Below are 19,606 nucleotides of genomic sequence, written 5' to 3'. Positions count from 1 at the left end.
TAATTAATCAGTTTAAAAAATAACTTTTATGTTTTAACTGGAAGATATGCGCTGATTTTTATGACAGCGCAATAAATTTAAAACTGTTGTGAATAACTGCACAATTAATTATGCTGTTAGCAACTATTGAGATGCGCTGCGACTGGCAAAACACATCATCGATCGCACTGGATAGTGCTTTTAGATATTTCTGAATGTATCGTTCATGATGGATAAATCGGTCGAGCTGCATGTCATGTTGATACAAATGTCATGTGATTGCATTTGAATCGTAAATAATATCATCATGGTGTTTCATGCGGATTTCGGCTGAACTGATCGCGTGATGTTTCTAAAGATGTATTAATAGGCACATGTTGTCACAGTGCATCATTGGGTTGAATTAGGATACTAAATTGTTCAATTTTTTGCGTAAGCATCTTGGCTTTGCTTGGCTCATGGCGTTTGTCATGGGGTGGAGCAGTGTGGTCAGTGCTCAGCAAAATTTTCAACATCAACAAATGATGAACGCAAATGCCCATCAGGCATCAGTTCATGCAGCACATGCTGATCCTTCGCATTTAAATATGACAAATTGCCATCAAAATCAGCGGCAAGCTGCTCCTGAGCATGCAGCACATCATGGCAAGCAGACGACACCTGAAGTCATTTCAATGATGGATTGTCATCAATCTTTAGATGCGACATCTGCACTGCAAGATGGTCAAGCGCATCATTCAACGACACAAAGTGCAGACTGTCAGGACTGTACACTCGCACATTGCCAAATCAGTACCTCTTATGTCGATAGCGCCTTGGTCGCATTGCAGACCTTCCATGTGCATCACTATGCAGAACCCCCTCGTTTCATTTTTGCTGGACAGCATTTAAAAGGCTTTTGGCAAGAAATTCTAAGACCTCCGCAAGCTTAACCTGAGTATTAAATACGTTTTTTCGTTATTTTATAAAGGTTAAGTCATGTCTAATTTATTTAAATCAGGCCTCGTGCTCGGGGTATGTCTGCTGTCTCCAACGTGGGCATTTGCAGCCATTAAAGAATATCATCTGAATATTGATGAAAAGACCATCAATTTGACAGGTAAAGCGGTCAAAAAAATCAGTGTCAATGGTCAGTTTCCAGCGCCTTTACTGGAGTTTGAAGAAGGCGATGATGCGGTCATCCATGTACATAATCAGCTCAAAAAACAAAATACCTCGGTGCATTGGCATGGTCTATTGCTGCCCGGTTTAATGGATGGTGTACCCGGTTTTAATGGTTTCAATGAAATTCAGCCCGACGGTAGCTTTACTTACAAATTTAAAGTCCGTCAAAGCGGAACCTATTGGTATCACGCGCATTCCAAAGGTCAAGAACAAGACGGATTGTATGGCGCTTTAGTGATTTATCCGAAAGGTAAACAATCACTTGCCGCACATGAACAGACACAACGTGATTATGTGGTCATGCTATCGGATTTTCATGAATCATCTAGCGCTCAGATTATGGCAAATCTGAAAAAGTCTGCCGAATACTATCAAAATCAGCGTGAAACAGTTTCAGATGTATGGACGCAAATTCAACGAACAGGTTTAAAAAACACTTGGAAAGATCGTTCGATGTGGAATCAGATGCGTATGCTGAAAACGGATTTGTCTGATGTCACGGGTTATACGTTTTTAGTAAACGGCAAAACACCACAGCAGAACTGGACGGGGATGTTTAAGCCCAATGAAAAAGTCAGACTTCGTTTTGTAAATGCTGCGGCCATGTCGTTTTTTGATGTGCGCATTCCTCAGCTCAAAATGACGGTGGTCAGTGCAGACGGCCAAGCGGTAAAACCGGTCAATGTCGATGAATTCCGAATTGGTGCTGCGGAAACCTACGATGTGATCGTAGAGCCTAAATCTGCGCACTATCAGATAGAGGCTGAGTCGATCGATCGGACAGGATTTGCGATAGGTACTTTACATGATGAAACGCAGCCTCAGCACTCAGGCATTCACATGCCAAAAGCTCGGCCACGCGCTTTGCTGACCATGGAAGATATGGGCCATGGTTCAATGTCGGATATGGACCATAGCAACATGGGACATACGACTACAGGTTCAACCCAAACTTCAGCAATCCAGCAAGCGAATGCTCATGAGCACAGCGCGCATACTGTCAATCCGTCAAATATTCAGCCGAAACAAGTTCATGATCATGCAGCTATGGGACATGACATGGACCATTCTCCAGTGACTGCGCATACTACTATGCAGCATCCAGATATGCATAAACAGAATATGTCTGATTCAGCGCATGCCAATATGGATCATAGTGTGATGGATCATTCATCTATGAACCACTCCTCAGTAGATTCATCTATGAAACATGATATGCATACAGCGATGGAGCATGCACAGTCTAAAGGAGAGATGCGGGCAGTTGAAAATTCAGCAACGGTTATGGGTTGGGCCAATGCTTCAACACCTGTCGGTGATAAGGCACTGCAATATAGTGATTTAAAAGCGTTAACCCCGCAGCCTGATACACGTGAACCGACGCAAGACTTGGTCATTCATTTGGGTGGAACGATGGAACGCTATATGTGGACCATGAATGGCAAAAAATTCAGTGAAGCTGAACCACTAAAGGTGAAATATGGTGAGCGAATTCGACTGAAATTTGTCAATGACAGCATGATGGCGCATCCGATGCATTTACATGGCATGTTCATGCAATTGGAAAATGGGCAAGTGTCTTCTGAAATGCCAAATAAACATACTGTGATTGTGCCGCCGGGGAAAACTATCACGGCTCTGTTAACGGCCAATGAATTAGGGGAATGGGCGATTCATTGTCACTTGCTGTATCACATGTCTGCAGGGATGATGAATAAACTTGTGGTCGCAAATGTCGCAGAGAATACGAAAACGACATCTGTACCGCAAAAGGAGGTGTCTCATGCGCATCATTAAACCATGCACATATACGTTTCTAAGTTTAGCTTTGGCATCGGTCACTCAAATGACCATGGCGCAAGATGCACATCACAGCATGTCGATGTTAGCTCAACATGAGTCGCATTCCTCACATGATTCGTCGCATCAAGAGATGCAAACAGAGATTAAATCGAGCCAGATGGTGCATACTGCAGAACATGCAGAACATGCAGAACATGCAGAACATGCAGAACATGCAGAACATGCAGAACATGCAGAACATGCAGAACATGCAGAACATGCAGAACATGCAGAACATGCAGAACATGCAGAACATGCAGAACATGCAGAACATGCAGAACATGCAGAACATGCAGAACATGTAGAACATGTAGAACATGTAGAACATGTAGAACATGTAGAACATGTAGAACATGTAGAACATGTAGAACATGCAAATACATCATCTATTGCGTCACGTGCTGCTTCTGCGCAGCATCCCATTGATCATAAGCGTGAACATGGTGGACAGATCTATCAAGCAACTGAGATGGACAATCGATGGCTCAATAATGCCGATGGCCAAGGACAGTTAAAGACCGAAATTGAGAGTCGAATCGGGACCGATGAAAATAAACTCTTCATCAAACTACATGCCGATAAAGCAGAATCTCAAGATGCTGATTATGCGGCTCAATTGATGTATAGCCGTATGATCTCCGACTTTTGGGATGCGCAAATTGGTGCGCGTTATCGGGTCGATGAACATCAAGTGACGGACAAGGAACAGTTAGATGCTGCGGTGGGTCTGCATGGTCTGGCACCGTATTTCTTTGAAACCGATGCTTATTTATATCTTGGTGCAGATAAACAGGTCAGTTTTTCTTTAGAAACCGAACGTGATTTGCTGCTGACGCAAAAATTGATTTTAAAACCATATCTAAACCTAGATGTGGTGCTGAGTGATGACTCTGCTTATGCACAAAAAACAGGACTCAGTTCTGTATGGCTAGGGCTAGAAACACGCTATGAAATCAATAAAAAGTTAATGCCCTTTATCGATGTTGCTTACAGCTACGAAAAAGGAAATCAGCATACGGCATGGCAAGCTGAAACTGGAAGTGAAAAACACTGGTGGTATGGCGCAGGCCTTCGTCTGAAGTTCTAATAGAAAAATAGACCAAATAAAGAGGGCATCATCAACAGGTTTTGGTGATGCCTTTTTTATTTATGAATCTGTCCTTTGAACAGACATGCCATGTTTTTGCGCAATTCATCTGCACTAGAGTTTTACTCAACTGAATAACGCCCTGAATTCGGTCAAAAAATGTAAAGACTGCACTAAAATTCAGCATATTTGCTATACTGAGACAATATTCGGAGGAACGACCTCCCTTACATCTTTGTTCAAAGCCAGTAAGAAAAATCGTCAGGACGACCTGACTCTACTAATATGGAGGAAGGCATCATGGCCTGGGTTGTTCTGGTATTCGCTGGTATTTTTGAAATCGTTTGGGCCTATTCGATGAAGCTCTCAGAAGGCTTTACAAAACTTGGCCCAAGTTTAGTCACTTTATTTTTTATGATCCTGAGCTTTGGTTTGTTGGCCTATGCCATGAAAACGTTGCCTCTAGGAACGGCTTATACTATTTGGACAGGAATCGGCGCGATTGGTTCATTTCTCGTGGGTATTTTTATACTCGGTGAGCCTGCAACTGCCATACGGATGTTAGCCGCAGTACTGATCATTTCTGGTCTAATCTTGATGAAATTATCTTCAAGTTAATATGTTCTAAAGCACAGAGGTAAAAGCCTTTTGTGCTTTTTTTATGGGTAAAAATATGTCTTGGGTTTTATTAATTGTAGCGGGATTGCTTGAGGTGGTCTGGGCATATTGTATGAAAGTCTCTGAAGGCTTTAGCAAACTGACGCCAAGTATTTTGACCATTGTTTTCATGATCGCAAGTTTCGCTTTGTTGTCTTATGCAATGAAATCCTTACCGCTGGGTACAGCCTATACGGTGTGGACAGGCATTGGTGCAGTGGGTTCATTTATCCTCGGCATCGTTGTATTGGGTGAGCCTGCCAATGCCATGCGTATGCTAGCTGCGGTCCTGATTATTTCAGGACTAGTCTTGATGAAATTATCGTCCTCCTGAATAATGAAGTGCTGCGATTTTGAGCTTGGAGTATCTCATGCAACTTTCTTATCAGTTTTTAGATTCACCCGTTGGACAATTAAAACTTGTTGCACATGAAACCGCATTGGTGGCCGTCCTTTGGGAAAATGAAAACTCAAATCGTGTGCGATTGGCGGCTTTGGTTGAAGATCTACAACACCCGATTTTGCTCAAAACCGCACAGCAATTAAATGAATATTTTGCAGGTAAAAGACAGCAATTTGACTTGCCGCTAGACTTTGAAGGCACCGCATTTCAGCAACAAGTTTGGCAAGCTTTACTGACGATTCCTTTTGGAGAAACTCGCAGCTATAAACAAATTGCAGAGCAGATCGGCAATGTCAAAGCCGTACGTGCTGTCGGTGCAGCCAATGGTAAAAATCCAATTTCAATTATTGCACCCTGTCATCGTGTCGTGGGCGCAAATGGAAAATTAGTGGGTTTTGCGGGTGGTCTAGAAAATAAAGATATTCTATTGAAATTAGAAAAAATTTGATTTAGGTAATGTCTCTTGCTGTATTTTACTAAAATGAAACTCGGCTAACTTTAATTCTGTTAACCGAATTTTTAATGTTTCTTGCGAAACATCAAAGAAATTTGCTATTGGAAGACATATTTTTTTGTAATTAATAAGGTTGCAGGGTTGATTATCGATATAAAGTAATGAAAAACCTCTATTTTTAACTTTATGTCTCTCTAATAAATTTAAAAAAATATGTGTCAAAGTTTTTTCAGGCAATAAAAGGCAGCTAGCAAAATAGTTTGCTTGATATTCTATTCGATCTAAATTTAAAGGTAATTCATGCTTAACTTCAATATTTATTGATTTATCAACGGTTTGCTGTTCTTTATTTAGGTGAGTATCATGTTTAAGTACAAAATGCCCAATTTCGTGAGCTAGAGCAAATTTTAATTGTGTTTCGCTAAAATAACTTTTCCCAAAAAGCGTAATAATTTTTTTTTCGAAATTTATTTCGGCAATGGTGTCTATATCAAACAGATCTTTAGTAACTTCTAAAGAAATATCTAATTCTTCCAAAATTCTATGAATTTCTAACTCTCCATATGTATTTTTATATTTGTTATATAAATTTTCAGCTAATACCGAAATTTGTTTTTTTGATAGGTAAGGAACATTTTTTTTAACTAATTTATTGTTTTTTAGTGTTTTAAATTTTAAAGGTTCTAATTTTAGGAGATCATAAATAAATTCTTTAGGGTAAAGAGTGAATCTAGTAGGTGATTGAATAAAGATGTTTCCATATTGCCAACTATTATATTTTTCGTTTGTTAAAGCTGATTCGATTACTTGTTGTAAATCTTTGGATCTTTGTTTTTGACGATTTAAAATTATCTCTGGTTCTGAAGTTGTTTGTACTACTCTCCATAGAGTAATTCCTCTATTTTTAGCAAATGTTAATCCGCCTGATTGAAATCCAACGGTAGTTATACATATTGGACTAATTTTTTGATAACGTATTTGATCAACCTTTGAGGCAAATTCTTCAATATCATCTACAGGAACTTTATGATTGTAATTCTTGCATTCAATAACAAATATTAAAAAAGGATCTGATTGGTTTGGTAGAAATATTTCCAAAACAAGATCGAAATAAATGTTTTTCTCTCTATCTTTGGAATAGAAAGGTTTTTGCTTAGTTAAACGGCATTGTGTAACAGGAAAATGAAAGTAATCTTGCTTAATTAAGGAATTAAAATATTCATATGCAAAATGTTCGTACACATGACCTTTATTAGCCATTTTTCTATAATTTCAATAAGTTTGATAAATTGATTATAATTCAACTGAAAAAATTATGATCAATTAAAATTAAAAGAGATATATATGCAAGATTCCCTTCAACACCTTTATGAATCGACTTTAGATCATCCTGAGCAATACCAAGACTTTTATCAGCAACTTTTATCCAGCCAAGTGTATTGTTTGGGTGAGCGTGATGCTGAGCAGCATTTACATTTTCAATTGATGGAAACGGAGCAAGGCGAGCAAGCCATTCCATTTTTTCTGAGTCTTGAGATGCTACAACAGGATGTTGGTGCAGATGCAGAGTTTGTCATGATCAGTGCTGAAAAATTATTTGCGATTACCAAAGGCGCAAGCTTGGTGATGAACCCGACTTCGGAACATCCTAAAGAGTTCTTGGCAGATGAGATCGACGCAATTTTAGAGTTTGCCAAACAACAAAGCCTTTGAACACTGTAGGTGTAATCAAAGGCTCTGCGGCTACGCTTAGATAGGTGTTTTCACACTTTTTCATTTTCATATTGGGCGATGTGCTTTAAGACTTACATACCGGCTTTGAGTTTTTGCACGATTTCATCAAGTGGTTTGACACGTTTTACTTCATCCCAAAGGAGTTTGGCTTCTGGATAGTGCTTCGACATCATGCCGAGCCATTGTTTATAACGACCGACCATATTCATTTCTTTTTTATACGAGCCATTTAAGAAACGAATTTGTAATCCAAGTAGTTCATGCCATGTAATCAGCGGCTCATCGGTATTACGACGGATACACTGTGTAATGTCAGGAGTGGTCACCGCAGCACGACCAATCATTAGGTCTTCACAACCGGATTCGAGTTGGCACTGTTTGGCATCGGCATTGTTCCAAATTTCACCGTTGGCAATCACATTGATTTTCAATGCTTCACGAATGGGTTGCAACTGATCCCAAAAGGCAGGCGGGGTATAACCATCGGCTTTAGTCCGCGCATGGACTGTAACCCATGCAGCTCCGGCATCTTCGATGGCATGCGCATTTTCCATAGTGAAGTTACGGTCCATATAGCCCAAACGCATTTTTGCCGATACAGGAATATGACTCGGAACAGCATCACGCACAGCTTTGACTAACTCATACACCACTTCAGGTTCATCTAGCAGAACTGAACCACCACGGTGGCGGTTGACGGTTTTTGCAGGACAACCAAAGTTCATATCAATTGCAGGGGCACCAAGTTCTACCGCGCGTACAGCATTTGCCGCGAGCATAGTGGGATTGTTACCTAAGAACTGCACATGAACCGGTGTTCCTGCTGCAGTTTTGCCTTCATTGTTTAGTTCAGGACAATAGCTATGATAAATATGATCGGGCAGGACAGAGTCCGTGACACGGATAAACTCGGTTACACACCAGTCAAAACTCCCCACATGCGTCAACACATCTCGCATAATTGGATCGGTTAAGCCTTCCATCGGCGCAAGAACAAGTTTCACGGTCACACAGCCAAAAATTGAAAAACGGAGTTATACGTGGTTTTGAAAGGGATGTCTAGGTTTTGTGCTTATGGTGACGCGGAATACGAAATGACAAGATTTTATGTAACTATTTGGTGAAATTAGGACCAAAGTCGTAAAGTATTGACTGACATAAAACTTTAACAATAAAATGAGTAAATACATATGGATAGTAATAATAAGAAGATGGCTTATACTGTTGTTTTTTAATGGAATCAACAACATATACTGTGCTTGAATCTTTTAAGATTTCATGTATGATGGCTGCAACTAGAAAAAAAGTATTGTTTCGTAAATTTTCTTTAAGTATCGCAGTGTTAGTCATAATCCTTCGTTTTTTACAGAAATGAAGTTCAATTCTTTATTATTTTCCAAGTTATAGTCAGTCATCATCCAATGGCTAAATCAACAAATTAATAGGTATTATTATGTCTAATACAGTTACTGGTACAGTTAAATGGTTCAACGAAACTAAAGGTTTCGGTTTTATTGCACAAGACAACGGTCCTGACGTTTTTGCTCACTTCAGCGAAATCACTGGTTCTGGCTTCAAAACTTTGCAAGAAGGCCAAAAAGTTTCTTTCAGCATCGCTCAAGGTCAAAAAGGCCCGAATGCTGTAAACATCGTTGCTCTATAATTTAGACGTAATGAAAAAAAAGCGCTGTATAGCGCTTTTTTTATGCCAGTTGTTTTTATATGAATAATCAAGCTATAAAAAAAGAGAGCTGTAGCTCCCTTCTTAATAAAACTTAAGATAGTTTCATCGTCGACTTAGCGGCCCAAAACCATTTCTAAAATAAACTTAGATCCAATAAAGCCGACTGCCAAAAGACAAAAACCAATAATGGTAAAGCGAATAGCTTTTTGACCACGCCAGCCAAAACGATAGTGTCCAATAAGCAAAGCTCCATAGACGAACCATGAAATAATGCTAAAGGCTGTTTTATGTGCCAAATGCTGTGCAAAGAAGTTATCGATGGTGAAGAAACCAAACCCAAGCGCCACGGTCAGTAGTGCAAATCCAGCAATCAATAAATCAAATAGCAAAGATTCCATGGCTTGGAAGGATGGAAGCAGGCTCACCCATACACGCTTTTTCTGCTTGTTTTTTAGTTCACGGTCTTGTAAACGCAAAATAACCGCTTGAATTGTTGCCATCAGCAGGACGGCATATGCGGAAAGTGACAAAATAATATGGATGTCTAAACCCAGTGAATGTTGTTCTATAAATTGATTTTGTCGACTAAATGCAAAGCCCAAAATCAACCCTGTCGCTGCCACAGGAATGCCCAACAGGTTCATTGCAAGCACAGGTCGATAGGTACTAAATAACACACTGAGTAATAGCATGAGACCTGAAGTAAATGACATCAGGTTGAACACGTCATAGTTCACACCCATAGGCGTCAACATGTCGTTATATAAAACACCTGCATGCAATAACATGCCTAAACCAAGTACAACACCAATAAACCAATGGTTCGGCGCACGTTTAGACATTAAATGGCTGAATAAATACCAAAAAGACGTGGTATAAGCGATTAATGCTAGGATCGTGTAAACCAAGGGGAGACTGATCATGTCAAACCTTTTTCAGGATGTTGAATATTCATTTATATAAATTCTGCAAGAACTAAAGTATCCTATAGCATTCTATGCATAAATTTTCTATTTTAAGAAACAATTTTTTGCTCATGGCTATTTTAAGCGGATTTTGCAATGTTTGATACCTTAACAGAACGACTCACGCAGAGTTTAAGAAATGTTACTGGCTCAGGGCAGCTAACCGAAGACAATATTAAAGATACGTTACGCGAAGTACGTATGGCACTTCTTGAAGCCGATGTTGCGTTACCTGTAACTCGTGAATTCATCGCGAAAGTTAAGGAAGAAGCATTGGGCCAAGAAGTGATGACTCAGTTATCACCGGGGCAGGCTTTCGTCAAAATCGTTCATGACGAATTGACCAAAATGATGGGTGAGGCGAATGAAAGCCTAGACCTAGCGGCAAAACCACCAGTTGTAGTTCTTCTTGCAGGTTTGCAAGGTGCGGGTAAAACTACTACTGCGGCAAAACTTGCACGTTTCTTACAAGAACGTCAAAAGAAAAAAGTAGCAATGGTGTCTGCCGACGTTTATCGTCCAGCAGCGATTAAACAGCTACAAACAGTTGCAGGTGAAGTTGGCGCGATTTTCTTTGAATCAAACGCAGACGAAAAACCGATTACCATCGCAAATCGTGCGATTGAGCAAGCAAAAATTCAATTTGCTGATGTCTTGATTGTCGATACAGCAGGTCGTTTACATGTAGACGACGAAATGATGGATGAAATTAAAGAGCTTCATGCAGCGATTAAGCCGACTGAAACATTGTTCGTGGTTGATGCCATGACCGGTCAGGATGCGGCGAATACGGCAAAAGCCTTTAATGATGCCTTACCTTTGACGGGTGTGATCCTGACAAAAACGGATGGTGATGCACGTGGTGGTGCAGCACTTTCTGTTCGTGCCATTACTGGCAAGCCGATTAAATTCTTGGGTATGGGTGAAAAACTCGATGCCTTAGAGCCATTCCATCCTGAACGTATCGCACAGCGTATTTTGGGTATGGGTGACGTACTTTCTTTGGTCGAAGAAGTTGAACGTAAAATCGACAAAGAAAAAGCCGAAAAAATGGCGAAAAAACTGCAAAAAGGCGGTAGCTTCAACTTTGAAGATATGCTTATGCAGTTTGAACAAATGAACAAAATGGGCGGCATGATGGGCTTCTTGGATAAACTTCCAGGCATGAGCAACTCAGGGATTCAAGATGCAATTGCACAAGCAAATCCTGAAAAGCAAGTGAAGAAAATGGAAGCGATTATTCAATCGATGACCATTAAAGAACGTCGTAACCCAGACTTGATGAATCCAAGCCGTAAAAAACGTATTGCAGCCGGTTGTGGTATGGATGTTTCTGAAGTAAATAAACTGATTAAACAACATGCTCAAATGGCGAAAATGATGAAGAAATTTGCCAACCCAACGGGTATGGCAAAAATGATGAAATCATTGGGCAATATGCAAAAACAATTTGGCGGCGGTGGCATGGGTCCATTGTTCGGCAGTAAAGATCCGAAGTAATTTGGACTTAAAAAAAGGCGCATTCAGCGCCTTTTTTTATGGCTAAAATTTGATAAGACCGCATTCAAAAAATTGCTACGAGAATTATAAGTAAGCACTGGATGAAGGAATTTGTATATGAACTGATAAATACCAATTGAGCTAAATCATTACAAAAACATGCGAAATTGACATTGAGACCGTGTAGATGACAGGTCTAAAACAGAGGTGAAAGTTTGCCTAACTGCAAATTGAAAGCTTTACCCAAAATAAGCATCAAATAATGAATACACCTCATACGCCAGAGAGCCAAAACATCTATCTGATTCATGCTCATCAGGCTTCCCCTAATGAGTATTAGTTTCCTTATTGAGACAAAAGCAGCAAGGGGTAGGACATTATTCTTGGCGCATTGATATGGCAAATGCAGTACAACCAGATTTTGACGATTGTTAGAAGTTTATTTCCCTGCAAATACCTAAGCTCGATGAAAATAAAATTATTATAGTGCACAGTTTGGGTTGTCTGACAGCGCTGTATTGTTTGACAGCGCATTTCAGCCAGCGGTAAGGCAAGATTTAAGCGGGCATTTTTATTTCTGGATTTGTATATTCCTTTAATTTTTTTTGAATTAGGCAGCTTTATTTTAAAATGCAAATTGAACCGTCATATGCTGCATCAGCATTTGCCATTGGCCGTGCGTATGCTGTCCAGCAATGATCCTTTTGTTCCGCCACCGTTCACGCTGAAGTTATCAATAGTGATCCAAGGGTGGAACACGGAAGGGAAAATACAGGACTTTTATGACTTCATAATGTTTCCAGAATTGCTGGATATTTTGAATCAGCTCATGAAAGTGTTCTAGCAAATAGTCAAGTTTTGCAAAAATTCACAATTGTTTACCCTCAATCTCTAATTTTTATTTCAGACTGAATTCAAAAAGAGGAATGGAGCATGAAATGGCGCAAGTAATTGTGGTGCATGGCTATACCGCGAGCCCTGAAGAGAATTGGTTTCCGTGGATCGCGCAAAAGGCAAAAAAAGCGGGCGTCAGCCTTAAGGTGCTTCGGCTTGATCCATCAGAAACACCCGTCTTAAATGTGTGGATGAAGCAAATGGATGCGCAGATTGACGTATTAAATGAAAACTCTATATTAATTGCCCATAGTTTGGGATGTATCGCTGCACTGCATTATCTGTCACAAAAACTGCAGCATCAGAACATAAAAGCTCTTGTGCTTGCGGCCGGTTTTAATGGCCGCTTGGGACGTCTAGAGCAGGTGAATCCTTTTATTGATGCAGCTAAAATAGATTTTGACTTGCTAAAACAGCAGGTTGAGCATCGGGTAGTGATCTATTCAAAAGGCGATGAGCGAGTGCAACCCGAATTCAGCTTGGCTCAGGCAAAAAGCCTAGATGCACAGGTGATTGAAGCGCGTCATCAGGGGCATTTTATTGACTCTGAAGGCTGTACCGAATTGCCCGAAGTCTGGGATGCTGTGGAGCCGTATTTGATCCGGGCTTAATCTACGGTTGTTGGCCAATATAGCTTTGCAGGCCTTTTAAAAGCAGATCATTATGGACTTCAGGCGTAAAGCGCTGCAGGTATTTGGCAAATAGCGCAGCATCGCCCCCAGTTAAAATTAAGCGACTGGGATATTTATCAAGCACCTTTTCAATGGTGCTGACCAAACTGAGCAATATGCCATGATGAACAGCGTCGATGGTATTTTTACCAGGAGACAGCTCGTCAAAGATGGCATCTGGAATTTTAATGCCCTTGGTGTTTTGGATGAGCGAATCACGTTGCAAATATAAATTTGGCAAAATATAGCCACCTAAATGTTGTAATCCATCCGTTAAGTCAATGGTGAGTGCTGTTCCACAGCTAATCACACAGTATTTTTGTGCAGGGTCTGTAACTACAGCCAGCATTTGCAGCCAACGGTCGACCCCGAACTTTGTGGTGTCTTCGTATGCACAGCGCAAGCCCGCATATTCGGCATGAACTTTGGCAATGGTGACAGGAACCGCTAAAAATTTAAGAATTTTTTGAATCCGATCATTATTTTTCTTGTCGAGTACCGAGGAAATCCCGACCTGATCTAAGTCCAAACTTTTAAAGTGCTGGATTAAACCGAGTAGGAGTTCGGCAGGCGACTGTAAATGCAGTTCCGCAGCATGTTCTATGATTTGATCGTGTTCAGTAATCCAGTATTTCAGCCGAGTATTACCGACATCGAGCCATAATTTTTTCATCAGTAGGCCTTTGCAATCCTGTTTATGATTGATCTGCTAAACGTAAGCGACCTTGGAAATGATTTTCTAAGCGCTGCGAAGTTTGGATGTTGATCGAACCATCATTTTCAATACCGAGAAAGAGACCTTGGCTTTTGCCTTGTAGGTGTTCAAGCTCAACAGGCTGTTGCATAAATGCAGCATAATGGTTGAATCTTGCAGCGAGGTTATAGCAGTTATGATCGAACCATTCACCTGCAAGTTGAATCGCTGCATAGAGTTCAGCGATTAACTGTAAACGGTTTGGCGAGGGAAGTCCGAGTTCAGATAACGACGTTGCGCGTTGCTCAATTCCTGTGGATGGAATCGGAAATAAGTTCATGCCCACGCCGACAATCGCTTGATGTGGCGAAATTGGTTCAATCAAAATCCCGCCCCATTTGCCTTGTGGGCTATATAGGTCATTGGGCCATTTCACTTGTAATGCGAGATTTTGCAAACTTGGCATTTGTAAGATATTTAAGGCAATTTCGAGTGCAAGCCGTCCATCTATCGCTGTCTGTAAATTCAGCAATGTGCTTAAATAGATATTACCAACGGGTGAGACCCATTGATGATCGCGTTGCCCACGCCCCTGAGTTTGCTCTTCACTGCATACCAAAACATGTTGAATGTCTTTTTTGGCAATCTCACGGACATCGTCATTGGTCGATGTTGTTATGGGCTTCAGTAATAAAACTTCAGGCGGTTGAGGTACTGTGCTCAGCAATTGCTGTAAGTGTCTGGTCTCTAAATCCATTTGAATCTGAGAGTTGTGGAATAATATTGATGGAGTTAATCATATATTTACTGATTGGTGCAATCGCTGGTTTTGCTGCGGGGCTATTTGGTGTTGGCGGTGGTCTGATTATTGTGCCGATTTTATTCATCGTTTTTACCCAACTTCAGTATGATCCCAGTGCGATTATGCACATGGCGGTGGGCACATCTTTAGCCACGATTATTGTCACCTCACTTAGCTCGGTTTCGGCGCATCATAAAAAAGGTGCAGTGCTGTGGAATGTCTTTCGGAATTTGGCACCAGGTTTGGTGATCGGTTCATTTCTCGGTGCAGGCATTGCAGATTATTTATCAGGGCAGGGTTTGCAACTGTTAATCGGCTTTTTTGCGGTCTGGGTAGCCTTTAAAATGTTTCGAGGTGCAGCAACACCTGTCGATCCGAATAAACATTTACCCTCACAAGCCATGCAAATGGTAGCAGGCGGTGGTATTGGGATTGCTTCTGCGATCTTCGGTATTGGTGGTGGTAGCTTAACCGTCCCGTATTTGAATAAAAACGGCGTCATTATGCAAAAAGCGGTCGCGACATCTGCTGCATGTGGTTTACCGATTGCGATTGCAGGGGCCCTTGGCTTTATGTGGTTTGGTCATCATGCCGATATCGAGGTTCCCAATACCATTGGTTATATCCATATTTATGCATTTATCGGGATTAGTGTCATGAGCTTCATTACTGCGAAATTGGGTGCGAAAGTGGCTCATATGTTGTCGCCATTTATGCTAAAGCGTTGTTTTGCATGTTTATTAACAACAGTCGGCTGCTATTTTATTTACCAAGGTATGCAAGCCTTTGGCGCATGATTGTCCGTTTTGACTGAAAAAATTGGCTTTGTTGACACAAGATTGTCAGACAATGTCATGTTCAATTAGGTTGCTTATCGTTTCTAATGTAAATAGATTGAGTGTAAATCTGAACATTGCATCTTATAAAAAAAAGATAGGAACAGTATGCAACAACAAGAAGCGGACAGTTTGTCAGAACAAATTGCCAAACACATCGGTGAACAAATCATTCGCGGTGAGTTGGTCGAAGGCGAGCGTATTCAGGAACTCAGAATTGCGGCCGAATTGGATGTGAGCCGTGGCTCTGTTCGTGAAGCTTTATTGATTTTAGAACGGACCCAGCTCATTGAAATCTACCCGCGACGTGGCGCCTTAGTCTCTGAAATGTCGGCTTTACAAGTGCGCTCATTATTTGATATTGCAGCATTATTGTTGGGCCAAATTGTGCATCGTATGGCGGAAACGTGGCGCAGCCATGAAGCTGAGCGTATTCAGTTATTACTTGAACAATTAGACGTGGAAACTCGCCAAGGCAATACTGAAAAGTTTTATGATCTGATTTTTCAGGGCATGGCTCGTCAGCATGAAATGGTGGGAAATACCTACCTGATGCGTTATTACCAAGAATTGTTGCCATCACTCAGACGCAGTTATTTTCTGACACTAAATATTTCACGACGTGAACTACAAGAATCTTTTGATTTGTTTAAATTAGTGACTGATGCAGTTTTAATCAGAAAATCACATCAAGCCACTTTATTTATGGAAGATTTTTGTCGACACTTACGCAACCTTGTGTTGGAATCACTAACACGGATGAAACAAATCGAATTAGCGTGGGCGAGACGTTCACGCCGCTGATCAGGACATTATGCGTTTAAGCAGTTTAAAACTTTCCGGCTTCAAATCTTTTGCCGATAGCACAACTCTAAAATTTGAAGGCAACCGTAGTGCGGTTGTTGGACCGAACGGCTGTGGTAAATCCAATGTGATTGATGCCATTCGCTGGGTTATGGGGGAGTCCAGTGCCCGTCAATTGCGTGGTGGCACCATGCAAGATGTTATTTTTACCGGAACGGCAAAGCGTAAACCAGTCGGGATGGCGAGTGTTGAACTGCGTTTTGATAATACCTATGGCAAGCTAGGTGGCGCTTATAATGCCTATACTGAGCTTGCAGTTCGTCGTCAGGTCAATCGTGATGGTAAATCCGAATATTTCCTCAATGGCACTAAATGCCGCCGTCGTGATATTACCGATATTTTCTTAGGCACCGGTTTAGGTCCACGTTCGTATGCGATTATTGAACAGGGCATGATCAACCGTTTGGTCGATGCCAAACCTGAAGAAATGCGTGTGTATATTGAAGAAGCCGCAGGGGTTTCTCGCTATCAAGCTCGTCGTCGTGAAACTTTACACCATCTAGAACACACCACTCAAAATTTAGAACGTCTCGAAGACATTGCATCAGAACTGAAGTCTCAGCTGAAAACCTTAAAACGTCAGTCTGAAACGGCGGTGCAATACAAAGAATTAGAAACCCAAATTCGTACTTTTAAGATCGAAGTGTTGTCTTTCCAATGTGAGCAAAGTACGCGTTTACAGCAAGAATACACGCTTCAGATGAATGAGCTCGGGGAAACCTTCAAACTGGTGCGTTCTGAGCTAAATACTCTAGAGCATGACTTATCTTCCACCAGTGCTTTATTTCAACGGCTTATTCAACAGTCCACGCCATTACAAAGCGAATGGCAACAGGCGGAAAAGAAACTGTCTGAGTTGAAAATGACACTGGAGCAAAAGCAGGGTTTATTTGCACAAAATTCGGCAAGTTTGGTGGAGCTTGAGAAGCAAAAAGCTCAAACCAAAGAACGTTTACAGTTATTAGAGTTACAACTGGAAACGCTACAAGAACAGCAAGATGGATTTGTTGAACAATTACAGCGTCAAGAAAGCAGTAGTCAGGAACAGACCCAGCAGTTAGCCGATTTGAAAGCTCAGCATCAACAAGCGGTTCAACAATTTGAACAATGCCGTGGGCAAGTCGAAAAGCAGCAACAGCAAAAGCTACAGATGTTGGCGCAGAGTGAACAATTGACCAAAAATATTGGTCGAATTGAGCAACAGCGCGAGACCCTACAACAGCAACGAGGTCAAATTCAGCATCAGGCGCAGCAAGATGAGTTGGAGCAGTATCAGCAAGATAAGCAACAACTCGAACAGCAAATTGTGCAACAAGAGCTGGTGATTGCCGAAACGCAAACACAGCTTGCAGCTGCACAAGAACAGCAGGCACAGCACAAAAATACGGTGCTGCAGCTAAAGTCAGAAATACAGGTGCTGTTGTCAGAGCAGAAAAACCTAAATCAATTGATGATTAAAGCTAGTCCAAAGCAGCAAAGTCAGCGTCAACATTTAATGCAGCAGTTGCAGTTGAGCACACAAGGTAAACAGCATGCACAACTGGTCGAGAAATTTTTGTCTAAATGGCTGAGTGCCCAAGTCTTGGGACACAGTGATAATTTTCAAGACAGTGTTGCACGTCAGGTCAAAGGCAGTCAGCACACCGCAGCACAAATCGTTGGATTAGATGCTTTGGCGACGTGGATTGAAGCACCACAGCTTTCAATCTGGCAGCAAGTCGCAATTGCCGAAACATTGCCGATGGCATTGAGCCATCAGGCTAAACTGGCTGCTGGTCAGTCGATACTCACGCTCGATGGTTATCATGTCGGTGCAGATTGGGTGATTGGTCTAGATTATGATGAGGACAGCCAAGCAGGGCAAGGTGCATTGAGCCACCGTATTCGCTTAGATGAATTGACTGAATTACTTGCAGAGCAGCAGCCAAAGCTAACGCAACTAGAAGGCCAATTGCCTGAGTTGCAAAATGCCGTACAAGCTTTACAGCAAAATCTGCAACAGCAACATAGCCAATTAAAAAATTGGCAAAAAGACATTCAAAATGCTGATGTTGCCATTGCGAAGGTACAAAGTTCCAATCAGGCTTTTGCATTACAAAAGCAGCAGTTAGAAGATCAATTACAGCAACTTGAAGCACAGCTTGAAGAAGATGCCATGCAAAAAGACGATTTGGAAATAGATCTGCATGCGCTGACGATGAAGCTTGAGCAAGCTTTGCCCAATTATAAGACCTTGCAATTCCAAGTTGAGGAATTGAGTCTAGCGCTGGAAAGTGCTCAGCAAATGGCATTACACAGTCAGCAAGAATTGGAAATCGTGCGTCGTCAGTCTGTACAGACGAAACAACAGATTGAATTATTAGAAAAAGACACGGTCTTTTTAAAAGCGCAAACTCAGCAAATTCTTGGACAGATGGAACAGGCGAAGAAATTTGTCGATCCAGTACAGTTAGAATTGCCTGCGCTTGAGTCACAGTATTCTGAACAGGCTCAAGTCACTGAACGTTTACAAAAAACCTGGAATGACTGGCAGCTTGAACTCAATAATGTTCAGAGCAAACAACAGACATTGACGGAACAACGCCATTCACATCAACAGCAAGATGAAAAATTGCGTACGCAATTGGAAGAAAAGCGTTTGGCTTGGCAATCCGCGCAGTCTGATTTGCAGCATTATTCTGAACAGCTGAAAGAAATGAACAGCGAAATGCTGACGGGCTTAAGCATTGATGTGGTATCCCATCAGCAAAAACTCGAAAAAGCACAGCAGCAGTTTGATAAATTGGGTGCAGTCAACTTGGCTGCGGCAGAAGAATATACTGAAGTTTCTAAACGCTTTGATGATTTAAGCCACCAAATTGATGACTTGCAAAAGACCGTTGAACAACTGCAAGCTGCGATGAAAAGCATTGATCAGGAAACGCGAAAGCTGTTTATGACCACTTTTGATAAGGTCAATGCAGAACTTCAAGAGTTGTTTCCGAAAGTATTTAATGGTGGTGAAGCAAGTTTAAGCCTTGAAGATGGTTGGCAATCAGGTGTAAAACTGATGGCACGACCACCGGGTAAACGAAATAGCTCTTTGGCATTATTGTCAGGTGGTGAAAAGGCACTGACCGCATTGGCTTTGGTTTTTGCGATTTTCCGCCTAAATCCTGCACCATTTTGCGTTTTAGACGAAGTCGATGCACCTTTAGACGATGCAAATGTAGGAAGATTTTGTAATCTTGTAAAAGAGCTTTCAGAACAAGTGCAATTTATCTACATTACACACAATAAACTGGCTATGACAATGGCAACTGACTTACTTGGTGTGACCATGCCAGAACCAGGAACTTCAAAATTAGTGACTGTGAATATAGAGTAAGCCAAAGAA

18 protein-coding genes are annotated in these 19,606 nt (G+C 41.3%); 13 read left to right on the top strand and 5 right to left on the bottom strand.

Features of this window, described 5'->3' with window-relative positions:
• Positions 1-395 precede the first annotated feature (395 nt).
• The 6 genes from B1201_RS03615 to B1201_RS03590 all read left to right on the top strand — a co-directional run bounded on the left by B1201_RS03615 (position 396) and on the right by B1201_RS03590 (position 5,580).
• Positions 396-911 carry a hypothetical protein gene (locus B1201_RS03615; RefSeq protein WP_078192355.1) on the top strand — a complete coding sequence of 172 codons (516 nt, stop codon included), beginning with the start codon at positions 396-398 and terminating at the stop codon, positions 909-911.
• 46 nt (positions 912-957) lie between these two features.
• Complete coding sequence (locus B1201_RS03610; RefSeq protein WP_078192354.1) at positions 958-2,940, top strand: multicopper oxidase domain-containing protein; 1,983 nt, start codon at positions 958-960, stop codon at positions 2,938-2,940.
• Positions 2,927-4,072, top strand: a complete 1,146-nt coding sequence (locus tag B1201_RS03605) for a copper resistance protein B (protein ID WP_228144744.1) — start codon at positions 2,927-2,929, stop codon at positions 4,070-4,072. Before B1201_RS03610 ends, B1201_RS03605 begins: the two co-directional genes overlap by 14 nt.
• 300 nt (positions 4,073-4,372) lie before the next feature.
• Complete coding sequence (locus tag B1201_RS03600; protein ID WP_078192419.1) at positions 4,373-4,690, top strand: DMT family transporter; 318 nt, start codon at positions 4,373-4,375, stop codon at positions 4,688-4,690.
• A gap of 55 nt (positions 4,691-4,745) precedes the next feature.
• Positions 4,746-5,063 carry a quaternary ammonium compound efflux SMR transporter SugE gene (sugE, locus tag B1201_RS03595; RefSeq protein ID WP_078192418.1) on the top strand — a complete coding sequence of 106 codons (318 nt, stop codon included), beginning with the start codon at positions 4,746-4,748 and terminating at the stop codon, positions 5,061-5,063.
• A gap of 37 nt (positions 5,064-5,100) precedes the next feature.
• The gene (locus B1201_RS03590; RefSeq protein ID WP_078192353.1) at positions 5,101-5,580 is read left to right on the top strand and encodes a methylated-DNA--[protein]-cysteine S-methyltransferase; all 480 of its coding nucleotides are present in this window, start codon (positions 5,101-5,103) and stop codon (positions 5,578-5,580) included.
• Here the strand turns inward: B1201_RS03590 and B1201_RS03585 are convergent.
• Positions 5,566-6,846, bottom strand: coding sequence for an ImmA/IrrE family metallo-endopeptidase (locus B1201_RS03585; protein WP_078192352.1), 1,281 nt, complete (start codon positions 6,844-6,846; stop codon positions 5,566-5,568). The genes B1201_RS03590 and B1201_RS03585 overlap by 15 nt on opposite strands.
• An 84-nt stretch (positions 6,847-6,930) precedes the next feature.
• On the opposite strand from B1201_RS03585, the gene B1201_RS03580 reads away from it, so the two are divergent.
• Positions 6,931-7,299 (top strand): SseB family protein, encoded by a 369-nt coding sequence (locus B1201_RS03580; protein ID WP_078192351.1) that lies wholly within the window; start codon positions 6,931-6,933, stop codon positions 7,297-7,299.
• A 92-nt stretch (positions 7,300-7,391) separates the two neighbouring features.
• On the opposite strand, the gene B1201_RS03575 is transcribed toward B1201_RS03580, so the two are convergent.
• Complete coding sequence (locus B1201_RS03575) at positions 7,392-8,324, bottom strand: tRNA dihydrouridine synthase (protein WP_180023109.1); 933 nt, start codon at positions 8,322-8,324, stop codon at positions 7,392-7,394.
• 449 nt (positions 8,325-8,773) lie between these two features.
• On the opposite strand from B1201_RS03575, the gene B1201_RS03570 reads away from it, so the two are divergent.
• Positions 8,774-8,983, top strand: a complete 210-nt coding sequence (locus B1201_RS03570) for a cold-shock protein (RefSeq protein ID WP_067761877.1) — start codon at positions 8,774-8,776, stop codon at positions 8,981-8,983.
• Between the two features lie 134 nt (positions 8,984-9,117).
• On the opposite strand, the gene B1201_RS03565 is transcribed toward B1201_RS03570, so the two are convergent.
• Positions 9,118-9,927, bottom strand: coding sequence for a cytochrome C assembly family protein (locus tag B1201_RS03565; protein ID WP_078191164.1), 810 nt, complete (start codon positions 9,925-9,927; stop codon positions 9,118-9,120).
• Between the two features lie 138 nt (positions 9,928-10,065).
• Between B1201_RS03565 and ffh the strand changes: the two genes are divergently transcribed.
• Both ffh and B1201_RS03550 read left to right on the top strand, forming a co-directional pair.
• On the top strand, positions 10,066-11,469 hold the full coding sequence (gene ffh, locus B1201_RS03560) for a signal recognition particle protein (protein ID WP_078192350.1): 1,404 nt from the start codon (positions 10,066-10,068) through the stop codon (positions 11,467-11,469).
• Positions 11,470-12,407: 938 nt separating this feature from the next.
• Positions 12,408-12,974 carry an RBBP9/YdeN family alpha/beta hydrolase gene (locus B1201_RS03550; RefSeq protein WP_078192416.1) on the top strand — a complete coding sequence of 189 codons (567 nt, stop codon included), beginning with the start codon at positions 12,408-12,410 and terminating at the stop codon, positions 12,972-12,974.
• A 1-nt stretch (position 12,975) separates the two neighbouring features.
• Here B1201_RS03550 and B1201_RS03545 read toward each other — a convergent pair whose 3' ends face one another.
• A complete protein-coding gene (locus B1201_RS03545; protein WP_078192348.1) occupies positions 12,976-13,707 on the bottom strand; it encodes a type III pantothenate kinase in 732 nt (243 codons plus the stop codon).
• Positions 13,708-13,729: 22 nt separating this feature from the next.
• Positions 13,730-14,485, bottom strand: coding sequence for a biotin--[acetyl-CoA-carboxylase] ligase (locus B1201_RS03540; protein WP_078192347.1), 756 nt, complete (start codon positions 14,483-14,485; stop codon positions 13,730-13,732).
• A 29-nt stretch (positions 14,486-14,514) separates the two neighbouring features.
• Here B1201_RS03540 and B1201_RS03535 point away from each other — a divergent pair, with 29 nt between their 5' ends.
• The 3 genes from B1201_RS03535 (at position 14,515) to smc (ending at position 19,597) form a co-directional block, all read left to right on the top strand.
• Positions 14,515-15,327: a sulfite exporter TauE/SafE family protein gene (locus tag B1201_RS03535; protein WP_078192346.1), complete on the top strand. Its 813-nt coding sequence runs from the start codon at positions 14,515-14,517 to the stop codon at positions 15,325-15,327.
• Between the two features lie 147 nt (positions 15,328-15,474).
• Positions 15,475-16,170, top strand: coding sequence for a GntR family transcriptional regulator (locus B1201_RS03530; protein WP_078191157.1), 696 nt, complete (start codon positions 15,475-15,477; stop codon positions 16,168-16,170).
• Positions 16,171-16,180: 10 nt separating this feature from the next.
• Positions 16,181-19,597, top strand: coding sequence for a chromosome segregation protein SMC (gene smc / locus B1201_RS03525; protein WP_078192345.1), 3,417 nt, complete (start codon positions 16,181-16,183; stop codon positions 19,595-19,597).
• Positions 19,598-19,606 lie beyond the last annotated feature (9 nt).

The organism is Acinetobacter sp. ANC 5600 (assembly GCF_002018395.1).
Taxonomy (GTDB): domain Bacteria; phylum Pseudomonadota; class Gammaproteobacteria; order Pseudomonadales; family Moraxellaceae; genus Acinetobacter; species Acinetobacter amyesii.
Note: the sequence above shows the minus strand (reverse complement) of the source record. Positions and strands in the feature narration are given on the sequence as shown.